Below are 15,391 nucleotides of genomic sequence, written 5' to 3' on the forward strand. Positions count from 1 at the left end.
AGCCGCGATGAACCTAAAAAAAGGGAGCGCATTGCTCCCTAGTTAGTGCTTTTCTTAATGTTTACAAGAATGCGCGGTATGGCAGTTCTGGGTCATTTGTGAAGATGTCTGCAAAGCCACGGAAGTGCTGGTAGTGCATGCGGCCTTTATCTGTTGGGTATGTGTATTTACCACCAACTTGCCAGAAGAAAGGTGCGAAGCCGTATTGAAGACGTTCTTTCTTCATGTTCCACAGCATTTCGATTTCACGCGGGTCATTTTGGAAGTTAGCCCAAATGTCGTGGTGGAACGGAACAACTACTTCACAGTTCAAAGACTCAGCAGCACGAAGAATGTCTGAAGATGTCATTTTGTCTGTTACGCCACGTGGGTTCTCACCGTAAGAAAGCAGTGCAACGTCGATCTTGTGGTCATTACCGTGTTTAGCATAGTAGTTTGAGTAGTGAGAATCACCAGAGTGGTAAACTGAACCGCCTGTTGTTTCTACTAGGTAGTTCACTGCACGGTCGTCCATTCCGTCTAGAATTTCTTTGTCTAGGGAAGATGTTCCTTCAGGAAGTGTCACTAGAGCTGTACGGTCGAATGCGTCAAGAACCTTGATGTTCACGTCTTTGATTTTGATCTCGTCGCCAACTTTAGCAATAACACACCGATCTTCTGGCACACCCCATTTCATCCATAAATCAACACACGCTTTAGGGCCAATGAATTTAACGTGGTCGCCGCAGTTTTGTAGAACTGCCGCTGCAACGTTGATATCAATGTGGTCGCCGTGGTCATGAGATGCCATAACTGCATCGATCTCTTTGATAGCGAAAGGGTCCAATGGGAAGATCGCGGTACGTAGGTTTGGTTGAAGTGCTTCCACACCGCCCATACGCATCATTTGGTGCTGGTTTTTCATTTTTTGAACGGCTTGTGTTTTTTTACCAGTACCACACCAGAAGTCCATTGATAGGTTTGCACCTTCTTCTGATTTTAGCCAAATACCTGTACAACCCAGCCACCACATAGAAAACGTACCCGGTTGCACAACTGTTTGTTCAATCTCTTCATTTAACCATGTGCCCCACTCAGGGAATGTATTTAGGATCCAAGACTCGCGAGTGATTTCGTTTACATTGCTCATGATAATACCTTTTATTTCAATAATTTGATTAATTTTGGATGTAGGGAGCCGAGCGCCTTAATTTGGATTAAGGCACTGAGCTAAATTTATTATTATTGGTGGGCTAGTTAGCCCTGCGATTTAAACTAGGATGACTTGCGTCCCTTGAGCTTCAATCAGTTTTACGACTTCGGGATTGGCGTCTTTACCGGTGATGACAATGTCTATTTGCTTGGTGCTGCAAAAGAGCATTCCGGTACGTTGTCCAACTTTTGAGCTATCGACCACGACGACAAGCTTATCGACCTGTTCGAGCATTTGTTGTTCGGCTACGGCCGTTAACATGTCGGCTTTGTACAGCCCGGCATCGGTTAAGCCTTTACCTGAGGTGAACATCCAGTTTCCCGCATAGCCGCCTAATGAATTAGGGGCAGGGTTTAGAAAGATGTTCTGCGCTTTGTTGTATTGACCACCAATGATGATGACATCGTCATGATCTTCGTTGATCAAGTAGCTTGCGAGTGGAAAGTAGTTCGTTACGATTTGAACGTCATCGCCACATAATTGCTGACCGAGTAGGAAAGCCGTCGAACCACAGTTGATCACGACTGTATCGCCAGCCTGACAAAGCCCTGCAGCTGCTTGAGCAATCTCTGATTTCTCTTCATAGAACTCAGTGCTGTTGATATTCAGTGGTGACCACTTTCTCTTCTGAGTTTCTACTCGTTCCGCACCATTTCGAATTTTTCTAAGTCGGCCAACTTCATCTAACTTAGCGATATCGCGCCTAGCAGTAGCAGGAGAAACGCTAAATTTATCAATAATATGAGAGACGTTGATTGTCTGCATATCTTCTAACAGCGACAAGATGCCGTTATGTCTTTGTACTTCATTCATATTTATCACTCTTTTTGTCGTTGTGACAATTTAATGATTACTTTTGATTTGTTTTGATTCTAATAATCACCATCATGATTGTCAAACCACATCGCTATAAAAACCAGACATTAATCACAATGTTTTATAAGTGGTTGATTTTATTGTATTTATAATTTTTTACGTGTGATCTAAAGCTCAATTAAGCACATTCTGGGTGTGGTTAATTGATATAAATCAAAGTAATCACAAGTGAGCATTGAATGATTACTTTTGATTGGTAAAGTCTAGTTCGTGAGCAAAACTAGAATCATCACATCCTACAAATCATTAAAATTAAAAATCAATCAGGGGTAAAGATATGGAATTCTTATACGATATTTTCTATATTTTTTACAGTCAGGTAATGACCAAAGCACCGTTGCTACTCGGTCTTGTTACTTGTCTCGGCTACATCCTTCTAAAACGTGACGCAACAACTGTTTTCTCCGGCTCTATTAAAACCATCGTTGGTTTCATGATAGTGCAGGTAGGTGCAGGAACATTGGTAGCGGGTTTTAAACCGGTTATTGAAAAAATGAGTGAAATACATGGATTAACGGGATCGGTAATTGACCCGTACACCTCCATGATGTCCACCATGGAAACCATGGGCGACAACTACTCTTGGGTTGGGTATGCAGTATTACTGGCTCTTGGGCTAAACATTCTACTTGTTGCCTTCCGACGTATTACGGGTATCAGAACCATCATGCTGACTGGGCATATCATGTTCCAGCAAGCTGGCCTCATTGCTGTTTTCTACTTCGTGCTTGGTGCAGGTATGTGGGAAACCATTATTTATTCAGCAATATTGATGGCGTTGTACTGGGGTATCTCCTCAAACATCATGTTCAAGCCGACTCAAGAAGTCACTGGTGGTGCGGGTTTCTCGATTGGTCACCAACAACAGTTTGCTTCATGGGTAGCCACCAAGGTTGCACCGAAGCTTGGCGACAAGAACGACAGTGTTGACCACATCAAACTGCCTAAGTGGTTACACATTTTCCACGACAGTATCGCTGCAACAACGTTAGTAATGACTGGCTTCTTCGGCATTATTCTTCTTTCGTTCGGTCTTGATAACCTTCAGGACATGGCAGGTAAAACGCACTGGTTTATCTACATTTTTGAAACTGGTTTGAAATTCGCTGTTGCCATTCAAGTCATCGTTACTGGTGTTCGCATGTTCGTTGCGGAACTGTCCGAGGCATTTAACGGTATTTCTCAACGCCTTATTCCTAACGCTGTTTTAGCAATCGATTGTGCTGCTATTTACGCCTACTCTCCTAACGCAATGGTATTTGGTTTCATGTGGGGCGCAGTGGGTCAATTCACCGCTGTTCTTGCAATGCTAGCGTTTGACGCACCAATCATGATCATTCCTGGCTTTATCCCAATGTTCTTCTCGAACGCCACTATCGGTGTGTTTGCTAACCACTTTGGTGGCTGGAAAGCGGTGATGAAGATCTGTTTCGTGATGGGCATCATCGAAGTGGTTGGCTCTGCGTGGGCAATCCATATCTTCGCTCAATCAGGTACTGAGTTTAATGGCTGGATGGGCATGGCTGACTGGGCTCTGGTATTCCCACCAATCATGCAAGGTATCTCAAGCTCTAGCATGTTCTTCTTTGTGATTTTGGCTTTGGCTGGCATCTACATGTACTTCGCTTCTAAGCAACTACGAGCTGAAGAAGACGCAGAAGCTGCTGCTGAAACAATGACCGCAGTAACGCCTGAAGGTATTGAGGTTGAAGTCGCGGTTCCACAACAATCGACAGCAACCGCTGAAGCACCATCTGTTTCAACAACGGCAGCTTCTACAACATCAGAAACTCGAATCTCACCAGCCGCTGACCAGAAACTGGTTCGTGTCTTAGTGTGCTGTGGCTCAGGACAAGGTTCTTCAATGATGTGCTCTAAGAAAATCAAAGAGTATTTGGACAAGAAAGGCATCCCAAGCTCGACCTTTAACAGCGCCATCACTGATTACAAATCACACTTTGGTTCATTCGACATCATCGTTACTTCGGTTGCTCTTGCAGCGAAGATCACGGGTCTGCCGGAAGGTAAGCAACAGTTAGCGGTTAAGAACATGATTATGGTGAAAACTTTCGGCGACGAACTTGTTTCCATCATCGAGAACAACTTCCATAAATAATTAAAAACGGCTCAGTGGTGTCGCACTGCTGAGCCAATAAAAACAATTATATAAGTGAGCAATAACATGAACTTAAAAGAATCTCTTATCAAGAATAACTCTATCCTACTGAATGCAAAAGCAGCCGACTGGAAAGCGGCGATTAAGCTAGGTACTGACGCATTGGTGAAAGCGGGCGTGGCTGAAGAGCGTTACTACGACGCGATTACTAAAGCGATTGGCGAAGAGGGCCCTTATATCTGTATCCATGATGCGTTCGCACTGCCTCATTGCCGCCCTGAAGACGGTGTTATTCGTACTGGGTTTGCGCTAACCGTGCTTGAAACGCCAATTACGTTTGAAGGTGTTGATGAGCCTGTAGATGTGCTGATAACACTAGCGGGTAAGGACTCAGAAGAGCACATCGAAGGCACCATGCAAGTGGCGAACTTGATTGAATTCGATGAAGACTTCTCAAAACTTCGCGCGTGCAAAAGCCCAGAAGAAGTGGCGCGTTTAATTGATGCTGCATTGCTTCAAGCGGAAGCGGCGTAAGGAGGCAACGATGTCTAAATATAGCCAATTGAAACAACGTGTTTTAGAAGCCAATTTGCAACTTCCGAAATACGGTTTGGTGACATTTACTTGGGGAAATGTCTCTGAGTTTGACCGTACTAATGGCGTGATAGCGATTAAGCCATCCGGTGTCGAATACTGTGACATGACAGCGGAAGACATGGTGGTCGTCGATATAGAAGGCAACATTGTTGAAGGGAAACTTAATCCTTCAAGTGATACTGCAACGCACTTAGAGCTCTACAAAGCGTTTCCTGAGGTCAGTGGCATTGTTCACACGCATTCACGCAGTGCCACAATTTGGGCACAAGCCGGTATCGATATTCCAGCCTTAGGCACCACTCACGCTGACTATTTCTACGGTGACATCCCATGTACACGTCGGCTGTCTCACACTGAAATTGCTGAAGAGTACGAGAAAAATACTGGCTTGGTGATCATTGAAGAGTTCAAGCAACGTCGAATCGATCCAATGGCCGTTCCAAGTGTGATTGTTGCAGGACATGCGCCGTTCTCTTGGGGCAAAGATGCCAACGACGCCGTTCATAACGCGGTGGTATTAGAAGAAGTGTCGGCAATGGCGTTGGCAACGCGCACCTTGAATAGCGGCATCAAAATTCAGCCAGAACTATCCGACAAACACTACTTACGTAAGCACGGTGAAAATGCTTATTACGGCCAACAGTAAATCGGATTTCGTTTAAGTAAGTCGTTTCTATTCGAAGTAGCTTCAATATTGATTAGGCCCGACTTCAGGGAATAAGTAGAGGACTCTATGTATAAAGTGCTGGCGTTAGATCTCGATGGAACCGTGTTAAAGGATGATCACACGATTCATCCAGAAGTAAAAAAGGCGATTCAAGAAGCCAAACAAAGTTGTCACGTCATGATTGTTACTGGCCGACACCACACAGCAGCACGACCTTACTATTACGAATTGGGGCTAGATACTCCAATCATCTGCTGTAACGGCACTTATGTTTATGACTATCAAACTGAAACGGTATTGACTCAAAACGCCATAGAGAAAGATAAGGCACTTACTTTCATTAACATGGCTGACGAGTTTCAGCTCAAGATGGTGATGTATATAACTCATGCCATGACGTACTCACAGTACAACCCATTTGCCTACATGTTGACATTGGAAAGCTGGGCTGAAACGGCACCAGAACAACATCGCCCACAAATTTACCAAGTGGAATCATTCATAGAAACAGCTCAACAAGCTGAACACGTTTGGAAGTTTGTGGTAGAGGGGAGCCAAGATTCCGTCGACCGTTTAATGCAACACCCATGGATAGGAGAGAACTTCAACGGTGAGCGTTCTTGGTCAAACCGAATCGACTTTGCTGCAAAAGGTAACAGTAAGGGCCTACGCCTTGCTGAATACATCGCAGAACTCGGTTATCACGCCTATGACGTCATTGCCGTCGGTGATAACCACAACGACATATCCATGATTAAGTACGCCGGATTCGGTGTAGCGATGCTCAATGCTGATGACATCGTCAAATCACACGTTCAACGCGTGTGCTCAACAGATAACAACCATGATGGCTTAGCCCGTCTAATACGTGAACAAATTAAAGGATAACAACATGACTAAACCAATGATTCAGATCGCCCTAGACCAAACAAATCTTCCTGCCGCAATTGAAGTGGCAAACAACGTTGAAAGCTTTGTTGATGTGATTGAAGTGGGCACTATTTTGGCTTTTGCTGAAGGGATGACAGCGGTTTCTACCCTTCGTAAAAACCACCCAGACCATATCCTTGTGTGCGATATGAAAACCACCGATGGCGGCGCAATTTTGGCTCGAATGGCATTCGAAGCGGGTGCTGATTGGATAACCGTTTCTGCGGCTGCACACATCGCAACCATTGGTGCGTGTAAGAAAGTCGCTGACGAATTTAACGGTGAAATACAAATCGAAATTTACGGCAATTGGACAATGGACGATGCTCAATCTTGGGTCGACCTAGGTATCTCTCAAGCTATCTATCACCGTTCTCGTGACGCTGAATTAGCTGGTGTGGGCTGGACTGAAGAAGATCTTGTGAAGATGCGTGCATTGTCTGAAATGGGCATCGAGCTTTCTATCACAGGTGGCATCGTGCCTGAAGACCTTTACCTATTTGAAGGCATTAAAGCGAAAACCTTTATTGCAGGTCGCGCACTTGCGGGTGAAAAAGGTAAAGAAACAGCAGAAGCACTAAAAGCTCAGATCGACCGTTACTGGAATTAGGAGGCGTTATGTACCAAAACTTATTACGCCACCGAGTAGGGCTTTATGAGAAGGCCCTACCTAACGAACTCAGCTGGGAAGACAAACTGGCAACAACCAAAGAGCTCGGCTTTGATTTTCTTGAGATATCGGTAGATGAATCAGACGAGCGCCGTAGCCGTTTGGATTGGAATGACGATGAAGTGTATGTCTTACGTCGCCTGTGTGAAAAGCATGGTGTACCGCTGCAATCCATGTGTTTAAGCGCGCATCGCAAGTTCCCATTTGGATCTGCAGATCCGGTGATTCGTGAACAAGCGGCTATCCATATGGAAAAAGCGATCTCACTCGCTTACAAATTGGGTATTCGTACCATCCAATTGGCTGGGTATGACGTTTACTACGAGCCTGCGGATAAGGTGACTCACCAGAGGTTCATTGAAGGCATGAAGCTTTCTGCGCAGTTGGCGGAAAGGTCGGGCGTTATGCTCGCTGTGGAGATCATGGATACCGATTACTTGAACTCTTTGAGCAAGTTTGAAGTGCTGAGTCGTGAAGTCAATTCACCGTATTTCACGGCGTATCCAGATGTGGGTAATATCTCCGGTTGGAATTACGACATAGTGACGGAACTAAAGTTGAGCAAGCCTCATATCACTCAGATCCACCTCAAAGACACTTATAAAGTGACTGACGAATACAAAGGTCAATTTCGAGACTTAGTGATTGGTGATGGTGAAGTCGACTTTAATGCCATTTTTGAAACGTTGAAAGAGACTGAGTGCGTCGTACCACTCGTGATTGAGATGTGGGCTCAAGATGAACGTTGGAAAGAGAATATACTTACGGCACAAAAACGACTGAATGATGTTTGTGTGCAAACGGGTGTTCCGATGTTGTTTGACCACTAACTCTACTTAGAATTATTAACTAGTTTCTCTTTGCGTTCTCGGTGCTCCTAACGAAAAGAGAAAATGCAGCATATTGCCCCCCAATATGCTGCATTTTTATATCAACATGTCGCTCTAAACTGTTGAAGCTGAGGTTATGTCAATTTCGAAATAGTGGCTGTTCTTAAACAGCAATAGTCACATGATCACGGCCCACTTCAGCCATCTGAATCAGGTAGTCTGTGTGGTACTTCTTTTTGATGACGATTTGGCTACCGATTTCAGCAACAATCTTTACCACTTCCAACGCATCAGAAGGATGCAATGAAGAGTCTTTTGAAATTTCGATATTAACGCCTAAATTTGCCAATTTGATGATGTCGCTAGAATGCATGATGATGTCCAAGATGTTTGATTTTCGTGGACTATACCATCTTCAATTTATGCAACTCTACTCTGCCTATCCTAAAATTTCGGTCGATGCTCTCAATCTATGATTCCAATATGTAAGTAGTAGATCTAACTCACAAATTGCGGGTATCAATAACCTCAATGTGAGGGTGACGTTATGTGCTTAGTATTTACTTTATATACTGCCCCTATTAAGTGATTAGCTTGCTGATCTTCAATAGGGGCATTTTTGGATCGGGCACTCATCAAAATTACTAATCTTTTGGATCTCTCAGTATGAAAATTGTTATTGCACCAGACTCGTTTAAAGAGTCTTTATCTGCCTTATCGGTGGCAGCGTGTATCGAAAAGGGCTTTCGTGAAATCTTCCCTGACGCTGACTATGTGACCTTGCCTTTGGCCGATGGCGGTGAAGGGACTGTGGATGTATTGCTCCAAGGGCTTTTTGGTGAAAAGCGACATAGCCAAGTCGAAGGGCCGTTAGGGCAACCAGTCAATGCAGAATGGGCAATGCTAGAACCGTCGGATCAGAATCCTAAGAAAACGGCTTTAATTGAGATCGCCGCTGCCTCTGGTTTGGATTTACTTAAATCAGAACAGCGTAACCCGTTAATAGCTTCTTCATTTGGTACAGGGCAATTGATCTTAGAAGCCATTGAACAAGGTGCTGAGAGCATTATTTTAGGATTGGGTGGCAGTGCGACCAACGATGGTGGTGCAGGTATTGTTCAAGCGTTAGGTGGACGCTTGTTAGTTAGTAAAGGGCAAGATGGCAAAGGGCAAGATAGTACTGGACAAGAGCTTAACCGAGGTGGCGTTGCACTAGCTGATTTATCATCGATTGATCTTACTGGTTTAGATTCACGCTGTGCTGATATCGAGTTAATTGTGGCGTGCGATGTCGATAATCCGTTGTGTGGTGATAACGGTGCTAGCCATATATTCGGCCCACAAAAAGGCGCAAGCCCAGAACAAGTTGTGATGCTTGATAAGGCGCTTGAGAATTTTGCTCAAGTAGTTGAATCGCAAGGTTGTGTTCGTGGGGATGATCCCGTTCACGAGCGTACTGGTTATGGCGCGGCTGGTGGTGCTCCAATGGGGCTTGGTTTGTTGTTTAACATGCAGATTAAACCGGGGATTGAGATGGTGCTTGATGTTTTGCAAGCCGATGATGTGTTGAAAGGTGCCGACCTTGTGATTACCGGTGAAGGGCAGATGGACAATCAAACTCTGCAAGGAAAAACACCTTATGGCATTGCCAAACGTGCGAGCTTACAGGGCATTCCAACCATAGGAATTGCCGGATCTTTAGGCACCGAAGTAGAAGCGCTTTACGGCGAAATGAGCAGCTTGTTTGGAACTGTAAGATCGCCACAAACTTTAGAAAAAGTATTACAAGAGGCGGAGCTTAACTTAACAAGAACGGCAAGAAATATCGCAGCGACTTTACGGTTAGGTCACAAAATATCTCAAAAATAGTGGCTTCTACGAGGTAGGCTGCGCCTAGCTTTGGTTTTCTGCGTGTTGTAAGTTCATGATTATTATATTGTAAATATTATTGTCAATATTGAATGATTATGATTTAGATCATTAATTTGATAGGTTTTATCCATGATAACGATAAATACAAACGATTATATTTTACTTTAGCCCAGGCGTATTCTATATCCTTAATTACTGCGTGGTTTTGTGTGATGAATAGCCACCATTCAGAAGTAAAGATGCAACAAAGATGGTGCATCTAAAAGGTAATAAGGAATAGATGATGAGTAAAAAATTAACTACAGCTGCGGGTTGTCCTGTTGCTCATAACCAGAATGTTCAAACTGCGGGTAAACGCGGTCCTCAACTTCTTCAAGATGTTTGGTTTTTAGAAAAAATGGCGCATTTTGATCGTGAGGTGATTCCAGAGCGTCGTATGCACGCGAAAGGTTCAGGGGCTTACGGCACTTTCACTGTGACTCACGATATTACTCAATACACCAAAGCTAAACTATTCTCTGAAATCGGTAAAAAGACGGATCTGTTTGCACGATTTACAACGGTAGCTGGCGAACGTGGCGCAGCGGACGCGGAGCGTGATATTCGCGGTTTCGCGTTGAAGTTTTATACTGAAGAAGGCAACTGGGATATGGTGGGTAACAACACGCCAGTATTCTTCCTTCGTGATCCTCTTAAGTTCCCAGACTTAAACCACGCCGTTAAACGTGACCCTCGCACTAACATGCGCAGCGCGAAGAACAACTGGGATTTCTGGACTTCTTTACCTGAAGCACTTCACCAAATTACTATCGTGATGAGTGATCGCGGTATCCCTGCGACTTACCGCCACATGCATGGTTTCGGCAGTCACACGTTCAGCTTCATCAATGCTGACAACGAACGTTTCTGGGTTAAATTCCACTTCAAATCTCAGCAAGGTATTAAGAACTTGTCTGACGCAGAAGCGGCACAAGTGATCGGTGATGATCGCGAAAGCCACCAACGTGATTTGCTAGACAGCATCGATAACCAAGATTTCCCGAAATGGACGTTGAAAGTACAAGTGATGCCAGAAGCGGATGCAGCGAAGGTTCCATACAACCCGTTCGATTTGACTAAGATCTGGCCTCATGCAGATTACCCGTTGATCGAAGTGGGCGAATTTGAGCTAAATCGTAACCCGCAAAACTTCTTCGCAGAAGTAGAGCAGTCAGCATTCAACCCAGCGAACGTAGTTCCAGGTATCAGCTTCTCGCCAGACAAGATGCTGCAAGGTCGTCTGTTTGCTTACGGTGATGCACAACGTTACCGTTTGGGTGTAAACCATCAGCACATTCCAGTGAATGCGCCTCGTTGCCCAGTACACAGCTACCACCGTGATGGCGCGATGCGTGTCGATGGTAACTTCGGTGGCACATTAGGTTATGAGCCAAACAACGAAGGTCAATGGGCTGAGCAACCAGATTTCGCTGAACCAGCACTGAACCTAGATGGCGCAGCAGCACACTGGGATCACCGCGAAGATGAAGATTACTTCTCGCAACCGGGTGACTTGTTCCGCCTAATGACACCAGAGAAGCAAGCGATTCTTTTTGATAACACTGCTCGCAACCTAGGCGGCGTGCCAAAAGAGATTCAATTGCGTCACCTAAGACACTGTTACAAAGCTGACCCTGCATACGGTGAAGGCATTGGTAAACTGCTTGAAATCGACGTGAGCGAATTTAAGTCGTAATCAATCATCTTGATTCGTTAATTGAAAGGCCGTTGAGTGAATCACTCAACGGCCTTTTTTGATCTCGCTGTTTATTAAGCAACCCTAAATCATTGAAAAATTTAATAATCCACATTGATAGTTTTTACCTATCGAATTGATAAATCTATCCCATTATCTTTGTAAGAGTGATGGGATTATTCTACGACTATCAGTTTATAAAGTAGAAGAGTTTGAGATGAATAAGAGCGCATTAATCGTTGAAGGTGGAGCAATGAGAGGTATTTTTGCTGCTGGAGTTTTAGACGCCTTCATGCAAGACGATTTCCGTCCTTATGATTTTGCCATCGGCGTATCTGCAGGTGTATCGAATCTGGTTGGCTACTTATCTCATGCACCAAAACGCAGTTATGATGTGATCACCACGATGGCGACGGATAAAACTTTCTTTAATCCTGCTCGCTTTGCCAAAGGCGGTAACTTGGTAGATGTTAAATGGTTATGGAACGAATCCAATCAACGTTATCCGCTCGATTGTGGTGAGTTGTTTTCAAGTATCCCACTCATTGCTGCTGTCACAAATGTCGATACGGGCAGTGCAGACTACTACCATATTAAGCCAGAAAACCTTTCTAATGTTGTTGAAGCAACAACGGCTTTACCTATCGCTTACCGTGAAACTCCGTGTTTCTCTGGTGGCTGTTATACCGATGGCGGTGTAGCCGATTCGATTCCGGTTCGTGAAGCATATCGCCGTGGCGCACGCGATATTACCGTGATTCTGTCTCACCCATTGAGCTACCGAATGAAGCCTCAAAAGCACCAATGGATGCTGAAGAAACTATTAAAGAAATTCCCGAATATTGCTGAGTCGATGGCGGTACGTGCTGAAAACTACAACCAGTCTCTGGAGTTCATTCGTAACCCACCCAAAGATGCGACTATTAAAGTGATAGCGCCACCTGAAGCCTTCGCGGTTAAGCGTTTAACTATGGATCAAAGTACTCTTAATACAGGTTACGAGATGGGCGTCAAAGCCGGTGAAGAGCACCTTGCTATTAGAAAAGGCGTTTATGGTTTAGACACTGAAGATTGTCATTTCTGCGTCTAGGAACGGTTTTAGAATACTGAATAAACGACGAAGCCACGCTGTTCACTTCAGAATAGCGTGGCTTTGTATCTGTAGACCTAGTTTGTTTTTAACTCAGCCTGCTGTTAACTCAATCTGTTATTAAACGAGTTCGTTGCCGCTGGTGTTGCCAGCAAAGAAAGCATCAACACTGGTGAGCGTTGTATTGGCGATGTTGAACAGAGCATCTTTGGTCAAGAAAGCTTGGTGACCTGTGAACAATACATTGTGACAAGCAGATAGGCGACGGAATACGTCATCGACAATCACATCGTTAGATTTGTCTTGGAAGAACAGCTCTTTCTCGTTGTCGTAAACATCAAGACCAAGTGCGCCAATCTTACTCTGTTTAAGCGCTTCGATAGCAGCTGTGGAATCCAGTAGTTCACCACGGCTGGTGTTGACAATCATCACGCCGTCTTTCATCTTCTCAAACGCAGTCGCATCTAATAGGTGGTAGTTCTCTTTACTCATTGGGCAGTGTAGAGAAATCACATCAGACTCTTGGTAAAGTTCGTCGAGTTCAACGTATTTAGCGCCTAACTCAACAGCTAACGGGTTTGGATATGGGTCATAGCATAGGATATTCATGCCTAAACCCTTCAGAATTCGCATCGTCGCTAGGCCAATCTTACCCGAGCCAATCACACCGACCGTTTTACCGTGGAAGTTAAAGCCAACTAACCCCTCAAGAGAGAAGTTCGCATCACGAGTGCGTTGGTATGCCTTGTGTAGTTTACGGTTCAAACACATCATCATGCCAACCGTGTGTTCTGCTACCGATTCTGGTGAGTAAGCCGGAACGCGAACCACTTGCAGACCAAACTCTTTGGCTGCGTCTAGGTCGACCTTGTCAAAGCCCGCACAGCGCATCGCGATTAACTTGGTGCCGCCTTGAGCAAGAATCTCTAACACGTCTCGCGATAGGTCATCGTTTACAAACGCACAAACCACTTCGTTGTCGTGCGCCATTTTTGCTGTTGTTGTGGTGAGTCGAAAATCGTGAAAATGAAACTCAGCGTTGAGTTCGCCTTTTGCCAGTTCGAATGATTTTTCGTCGTATGATTTTGAGCTAAAAAAAGCAATGTTGAGCATGGCTTCCTCTCTTACCTAAAATATAAATAACCCACTAATTCATTCTCTGAAACGGGATTAAAACAAGGGCATGTTGACCTTTCGCGGTTAAGTTTTGTTCGAGATAAAATCGTTTTAATCGCGACGAGAGGTTTGCCGCCTAGTCATTCTAAGCAAAACCCTCTCAACAAAGAGTAAAACGATTTTAGCCGAACCCTTCGGGCAGTGTTTGTGGTTCCTTTCTACAGCGTTATCGAATTCTCATGTAGGCGAGCTACACGTCGAATTCTCTGCCTTGTATAAATAACCCACAAACGGCTGCAAAAATCAGCTCGATAGGTCAACATGCCCTACAACTCTGTTCAATGTGCTAGAGTTTTTTTCTCTTGTCTATCACCATTAGTCATTGTAATTGCTATGGTTATTTGATCTTTTGTCTTCACTTATTGAACATTAAAAATCACATTACGAGGTTGCTTGCTTATAAGTTCATCAATATTGAATGAATCTTACTTTCGGGTGTGGAACGTTGAATTTTCCAGTGTGACGGAATACGTAAATGACTCATATAAAACCTCTTCTCTAACTGTTCTTTGAAAGTTGTGCTTCTGTCTAACGAGTGGCGGTTGTTATTTACCAGTAGTTCTCACTGCTGAATTGACCGGGTTTTCTGCGTAAGTGCTTTTCGAAACCTAAGCTAGTTAGCGCTTCGCTTGTGTCACGAACCATTTGCGGATTGCCGCAAAGGTAGAAAAAACTGCGGGTTTGATTGAAAGCGACAGACGCGGCTTGCTCGAGGTCGCCTCCAAGTAACAAATTTGGGATTCGTCCGCGCAAAGTTCCGGTAACTGATTCTCTAGAAATAATTGGCACATATTTAAGTCTCCCTTGAAAGTGATTAACGAGTTGAGTGATACGATCTCGATAAGTCAGGTCTTGCTCTGTTCTTACAGCATGCACTAGAACCAGATTCTTGAATGAAGAGGCTTTGTCTGAAGCCAACTCATTTTGCTGTATCTGCATGCTCTCAAGTATTGAGATAAATGGGCCTACCGCGGTTCCGGTTGAAAGCATCCATAGATCGTCGGCGATCTCTGGGATCTCATCTAAGGTCATAAAGCCACTTGGGTCTTTGCCGACAAAGATGTCATCGCCCATCTTCAACTCATGAAGTTGAGGTGAAAGCTGACCGTTCTGATCCTTAATAATCAAAAATTCCAGATGTTGATGACCTTGTTCGTGCTCTGGCGCGTTCACCATCGAATAGGCGCGTCTTACGAACTCATCCTCACTGTTAAGTAAGCCAAGTTTCGTGAACTGACCTGCCTGATAAGAAGAGACAGGTGCACTAACCTGGAGTGAGAACAATTGATCTGTCCATTCTGTTTTGTTTAGGACTTTGCCTGTAACTAAACCATGAGGAATATCTGTCATATCATCCACCTTTAAGAAGAGAAGTTATCTCATTAAGGATACTCAACTATTTACACTTTAGAGTTGCATGTACCACGCCAATAATGAGAATGCTTATCAATACTGCTTAAAGGTTAATTATTGGGTCGAATGTTGTCAAAAAGACAATATACTATTTGAGTCCAAATGACTCGTGCATGTGTTTTTAGTTTCGTTTTAATAGACTTTAGCTGGTTGAACATCGTTAACATAGGTTGAGTGGTTTGACCCCTAGGATATTCAATCAATTACTGAAGAGAATAATTTATAGA

The 15,391-nt window shown here is 44.2% G+C and carries 14 protein-coding genes; 9 read left to right on the plus strand and 5 right to left on the minus strand.

The window, feature by feature from the left end:
• Positions 1–61 precede the first annotated feature (61 nt).
• Positions 62–1,129, minus strand: a complete 1,068-nt coding sequence (gene ulaG / locus AB4154_RS20825; protein WP_017060922.1) for an L-ascorbate 6-phosphate lactonase — start codon at positions 1,127–1,129, stop codon at positions 62–64.
• A gap of 120 nt (positions 1,130–1,249) precedes the next feature.
• The gene (gene ulaR / locus AB4154_RS20830) at positions 1,250–2,005 is read right to left on the minus strand and encodes an HTH-type transcriptional regulator UlaR (protein WP_017064005.1); all 756 of its coding nucleotides are present in this window, start codon (positions 2,003–2,005) and stop codon (positions 1,250–1,252) included.
• A 340-nt stretch (positions 2,006–2,345) separates the two neighbouring features.
• On the opposite strand from ulaR, the gene AB4154_RS20835 reads away from it, so the two are divergent.
• From AB4154_RS20835 to AB4154_RS20860, 6 genes are all read left to right on the plus strand, one after another.
• Entirely contained in the window at positions 2,346–4,184 is a 1,839-nt protein-coding gene (locus tag AB4154_RS20835) for a PTS ascorbate-specific subunit IIBC (RefSeq protein WP_372124024.1), read from the plus strand.
• Between the two features lie 66 nt (positions 4,185–4,250).
• A complete protein-coding gene (locus tag AB4154_RS20840) occupies positions 4,251–4,718 on the plus strand; it encodes a PTS sugar transporter subunit IIA (RefSeq protein WP_017069724.1) in 468 nt (155 codons plus the stop codon).
• Between the two features lie 10 nt (positions 4,719–4,728).
• Entirely contained in the window at positions 4,729–5,427 is a 699-nt protein-coding gene (locus tag AB4154_RS20845) for an L-ribulose-5-phosphate 4-epimerase (RefSeq protein WP_104215924.1), read from the plus strand.
• A gap of 87 nt (positions 5,428–5,514) precedes the next feature.
• Positions 5,515–6,336, plus strand: a complete 822-nt coding sequence (locus AB4154_RS20850; protein ID WP_372124025.1) for a Cof-type HAD-IIB family hydrolase — start codon at positions 5,515–5,517, stop codon at positions 6,334–6,336.
• Positions 6,337–6,340: 4 nt separating this feature from the next.
• Entirely contained in the window at positions 6,341–6,988 is a 648-nt protein-coding gene (locus AB4154_RS20855; RefSeq protein WP_017064001.1) for a 3-keto-L-gulonate-6-phosphate decarboxylase UlaD, read from the plus strand.
• Positions 6,989–6,996: 8 nt separating this feature from the next.
• The gene (locus AB4154_RS20860; protein ID WP_017065671.1) at positions 6,997–7,878 is read left to right on the plus strand and encodes an L-ribulose-5-phosphate 3-epimerase; all 882 of its coding nucleotides are present in this window, start codon (positions 6,997–6,999) and stop codon (positions 7,876–7,878) included.
• Between the two features lie 163 nt (positions 7,879–8,041).
• On the opposite strand, the gene AB4154_RS20865 is transcribed toward AB4154_RS20860, so the two are convergent.
• A complete protein-coding gene (locus AB4154_RS20865; protein ID WP_009845895.1) occupies positions 8,042–8,251 on the minus strand; it encodes a hypothetical protein in 210 nt (69 codons plus the stop codon).
• 293 nt (positions 8,252–8,544) lie between these two features.
• Here AB4154_RS20865 and AB4154_RS20870 point away from each other — a divergent pair, with 293 nt between their 5' ends.
• The 3 genes from AB4154_RS20870 to AB4154_RS20880 all read left to right on the plus strand — a co-directional run bounded on the left by AB4154_RS20870 (position 8,545) and on the right by AB4154_RS20880 (position 12,575).
• Positions 8,545–9,747 carry a glycerate kinase gene (locus AB4154_RS20870; protein ID WP_372124026.1) on the plus strand — a complete coding sequence of 401 codons (1,203 nt, stop codon included), beginning with the start codon at positions 8,545–8,547 and terminating at the stop codon, positions 9,745–9,747.
• Between the two features lie 286 nt (positions 9,748–10,033).
• Positions 10,034–11,485 carry a catalase gene (locus tag AB4154_RS20875; protein ID WP_102398420.1) on the plus strand — a complete coding sequence of 484 codons (1,452 nt, stop codon included), beginning with the start codon at positions 10,034–10,036 and terminating at the stop codon, positions 11,483–11,485.
• A gap of 217 nt (positions 11,486–11,702) precedes the next feature.
• Positions 11,703–12,575, plus strand: a complete 873-nt coding sequence (locus AB4154_RS20880; protein WP_065583767.1) for a patatin family protein — start codon at positions 11,703–11,705, stop codon at positions 12,573–12,575.
• 120 nt (positions 12,576–12,695) lie between these two features.
• Here AB4154_RS20880 and AB4154_RS20885 read toward each other — a convergent pair whose 3' ends face one another.
• Both AB4154_RS20885 and AB4154_RS20890 read right to left on the minus strand, forming a co-directional pair.
• Positions 12,696–13,688, minus strand: coding sequence for a 2-hydroxyacid dehydrogenase (locus tag AB4154_RS20885; RefSeq protein WP_017063995.1), 993 nt, complete (start codon positions 13,686–13,688; stop codon positions 12,696–12,698).
• A gap of 612 nt (positions 13,689–14,300) precedes the next feature.
• Positions 14,301–15,101 (minus strand): ferredoxin--NADP reductase, encoded by an 801-nt coding sequence (locus tag AB4154_RS20890; RefSeq protein WP_017058858.1) that lies wholly within the window; start codon positions 15,099–15,101, stop codon positions 14,301–14,303.
• Positions 15,102–15,391 lie beyond the last annotated feature (290 nt).

Source organism: Vibrio sp. 10N.286.51.B11, assembly GCF_041469245.1.
Lineage (GTDB): Bacteria > Pseudomonadota > Gammaproteobacteria > Enterobacterales > Vibrionaceae > Vibrio > Vibrio crassostreae_C.

Bases quoted from the DNA above. Each gene is read 5' to 3' on its own strand.
- AB4154_RS20885 (WP_017063995.1), bottom strand. From the start codon at position 13,688: ATGCTCAACATTGCTTTTTTTAGCTCAAAATCATACGACGAAAAATCA.
- ulaG (WP_017060922.1), bottom strand. From the start codon at position 1,129: ATGAGCAATGTAAACGAAATCACTCGCGAGTCTTGGATCCTAAATACA.
- AB4154_RS20880 (WP_065583767.1), top strand. From the start codon at position 11,703: ATGAATAAGAGCGCATTAATCGTTGAAGGTGGAGCAATGAGAGGTATT.
- AB4154_RS20890 (WP_017058858.1), bottom strand. From the start codon at position 15,101: ATGACAGATATTCCTCATGGTTTAGTTACAGGCAAAGTCCTAAACAAA.
- AB4154_RS20875 (WP_102398420.1), top strand. From the start codon at position 10,034: ATGAGTAAAAAATTAACTACAGCTGCGGGTTGTCCTGTTGCTCATAAC.
- AB4154_RS20845 (WP_104215924.1), top strand. From the start codon at position 4,729: ATGTCTAAATATAGCCAATTGAAACAACGTGTTTTAGAAGCCAATTTG.
- AB4154_RS20860 (WP_017065671.1), top strand. From the start codon at position 6,997: ATGTACCAAAACTTATTACGCCACCGAGTAGGGCTTTATGAGAAGGCC.
- AB4154_RS20840 (WP_017069724.1), top strand. From the start codon at position 4,251: ATGAACTTAAAAGAATCTCTTATCAAGAATAACTCTATCCTACTGAAT.
- AB4154_RS20870 (WP_372124026.1), top strand. From the start codon at position 8,545: ATGAAAATTGTTATTGCACCAGACTCGTTTAAAGAGTCTTTATCTGCC.
- AB4154_RS20855 (WP_017064001.1), top strand. From the start codon at position 6,341: ATGACTAAACCAATGATTCAGATCGCCCTAGACCAAACAAATCTTCCT.
- AB4154_RS20850 (WP_372124025.1), top strand. From the start codon at position 5,515: ATGTATAAAGTGCTGGCGTTAGATCTCGATGGAACCGTGTTAAAGGAT.
- ulaR (WP_017064005.1), bottom strand. From the start codon at position 2,005: ATGAATGAAGTACAAAGACATAACGGCATCTTGTCGCTGTTAGAAGAT.
- AB4154_RS20835 (WP_372124024.1), top strand. From the start codon at position 2,346: ATGGAATTCTTATACGATATTTTCTATATTTTTTACAGTCAGGTAATG.
- AB4154_RS20865 (WP_009845895.1), bottom strand. From the start codon at position 8,251: ATGCATTCTAGCGACATCATCAAATTGGCAAATTTAGGCGTTAATATC.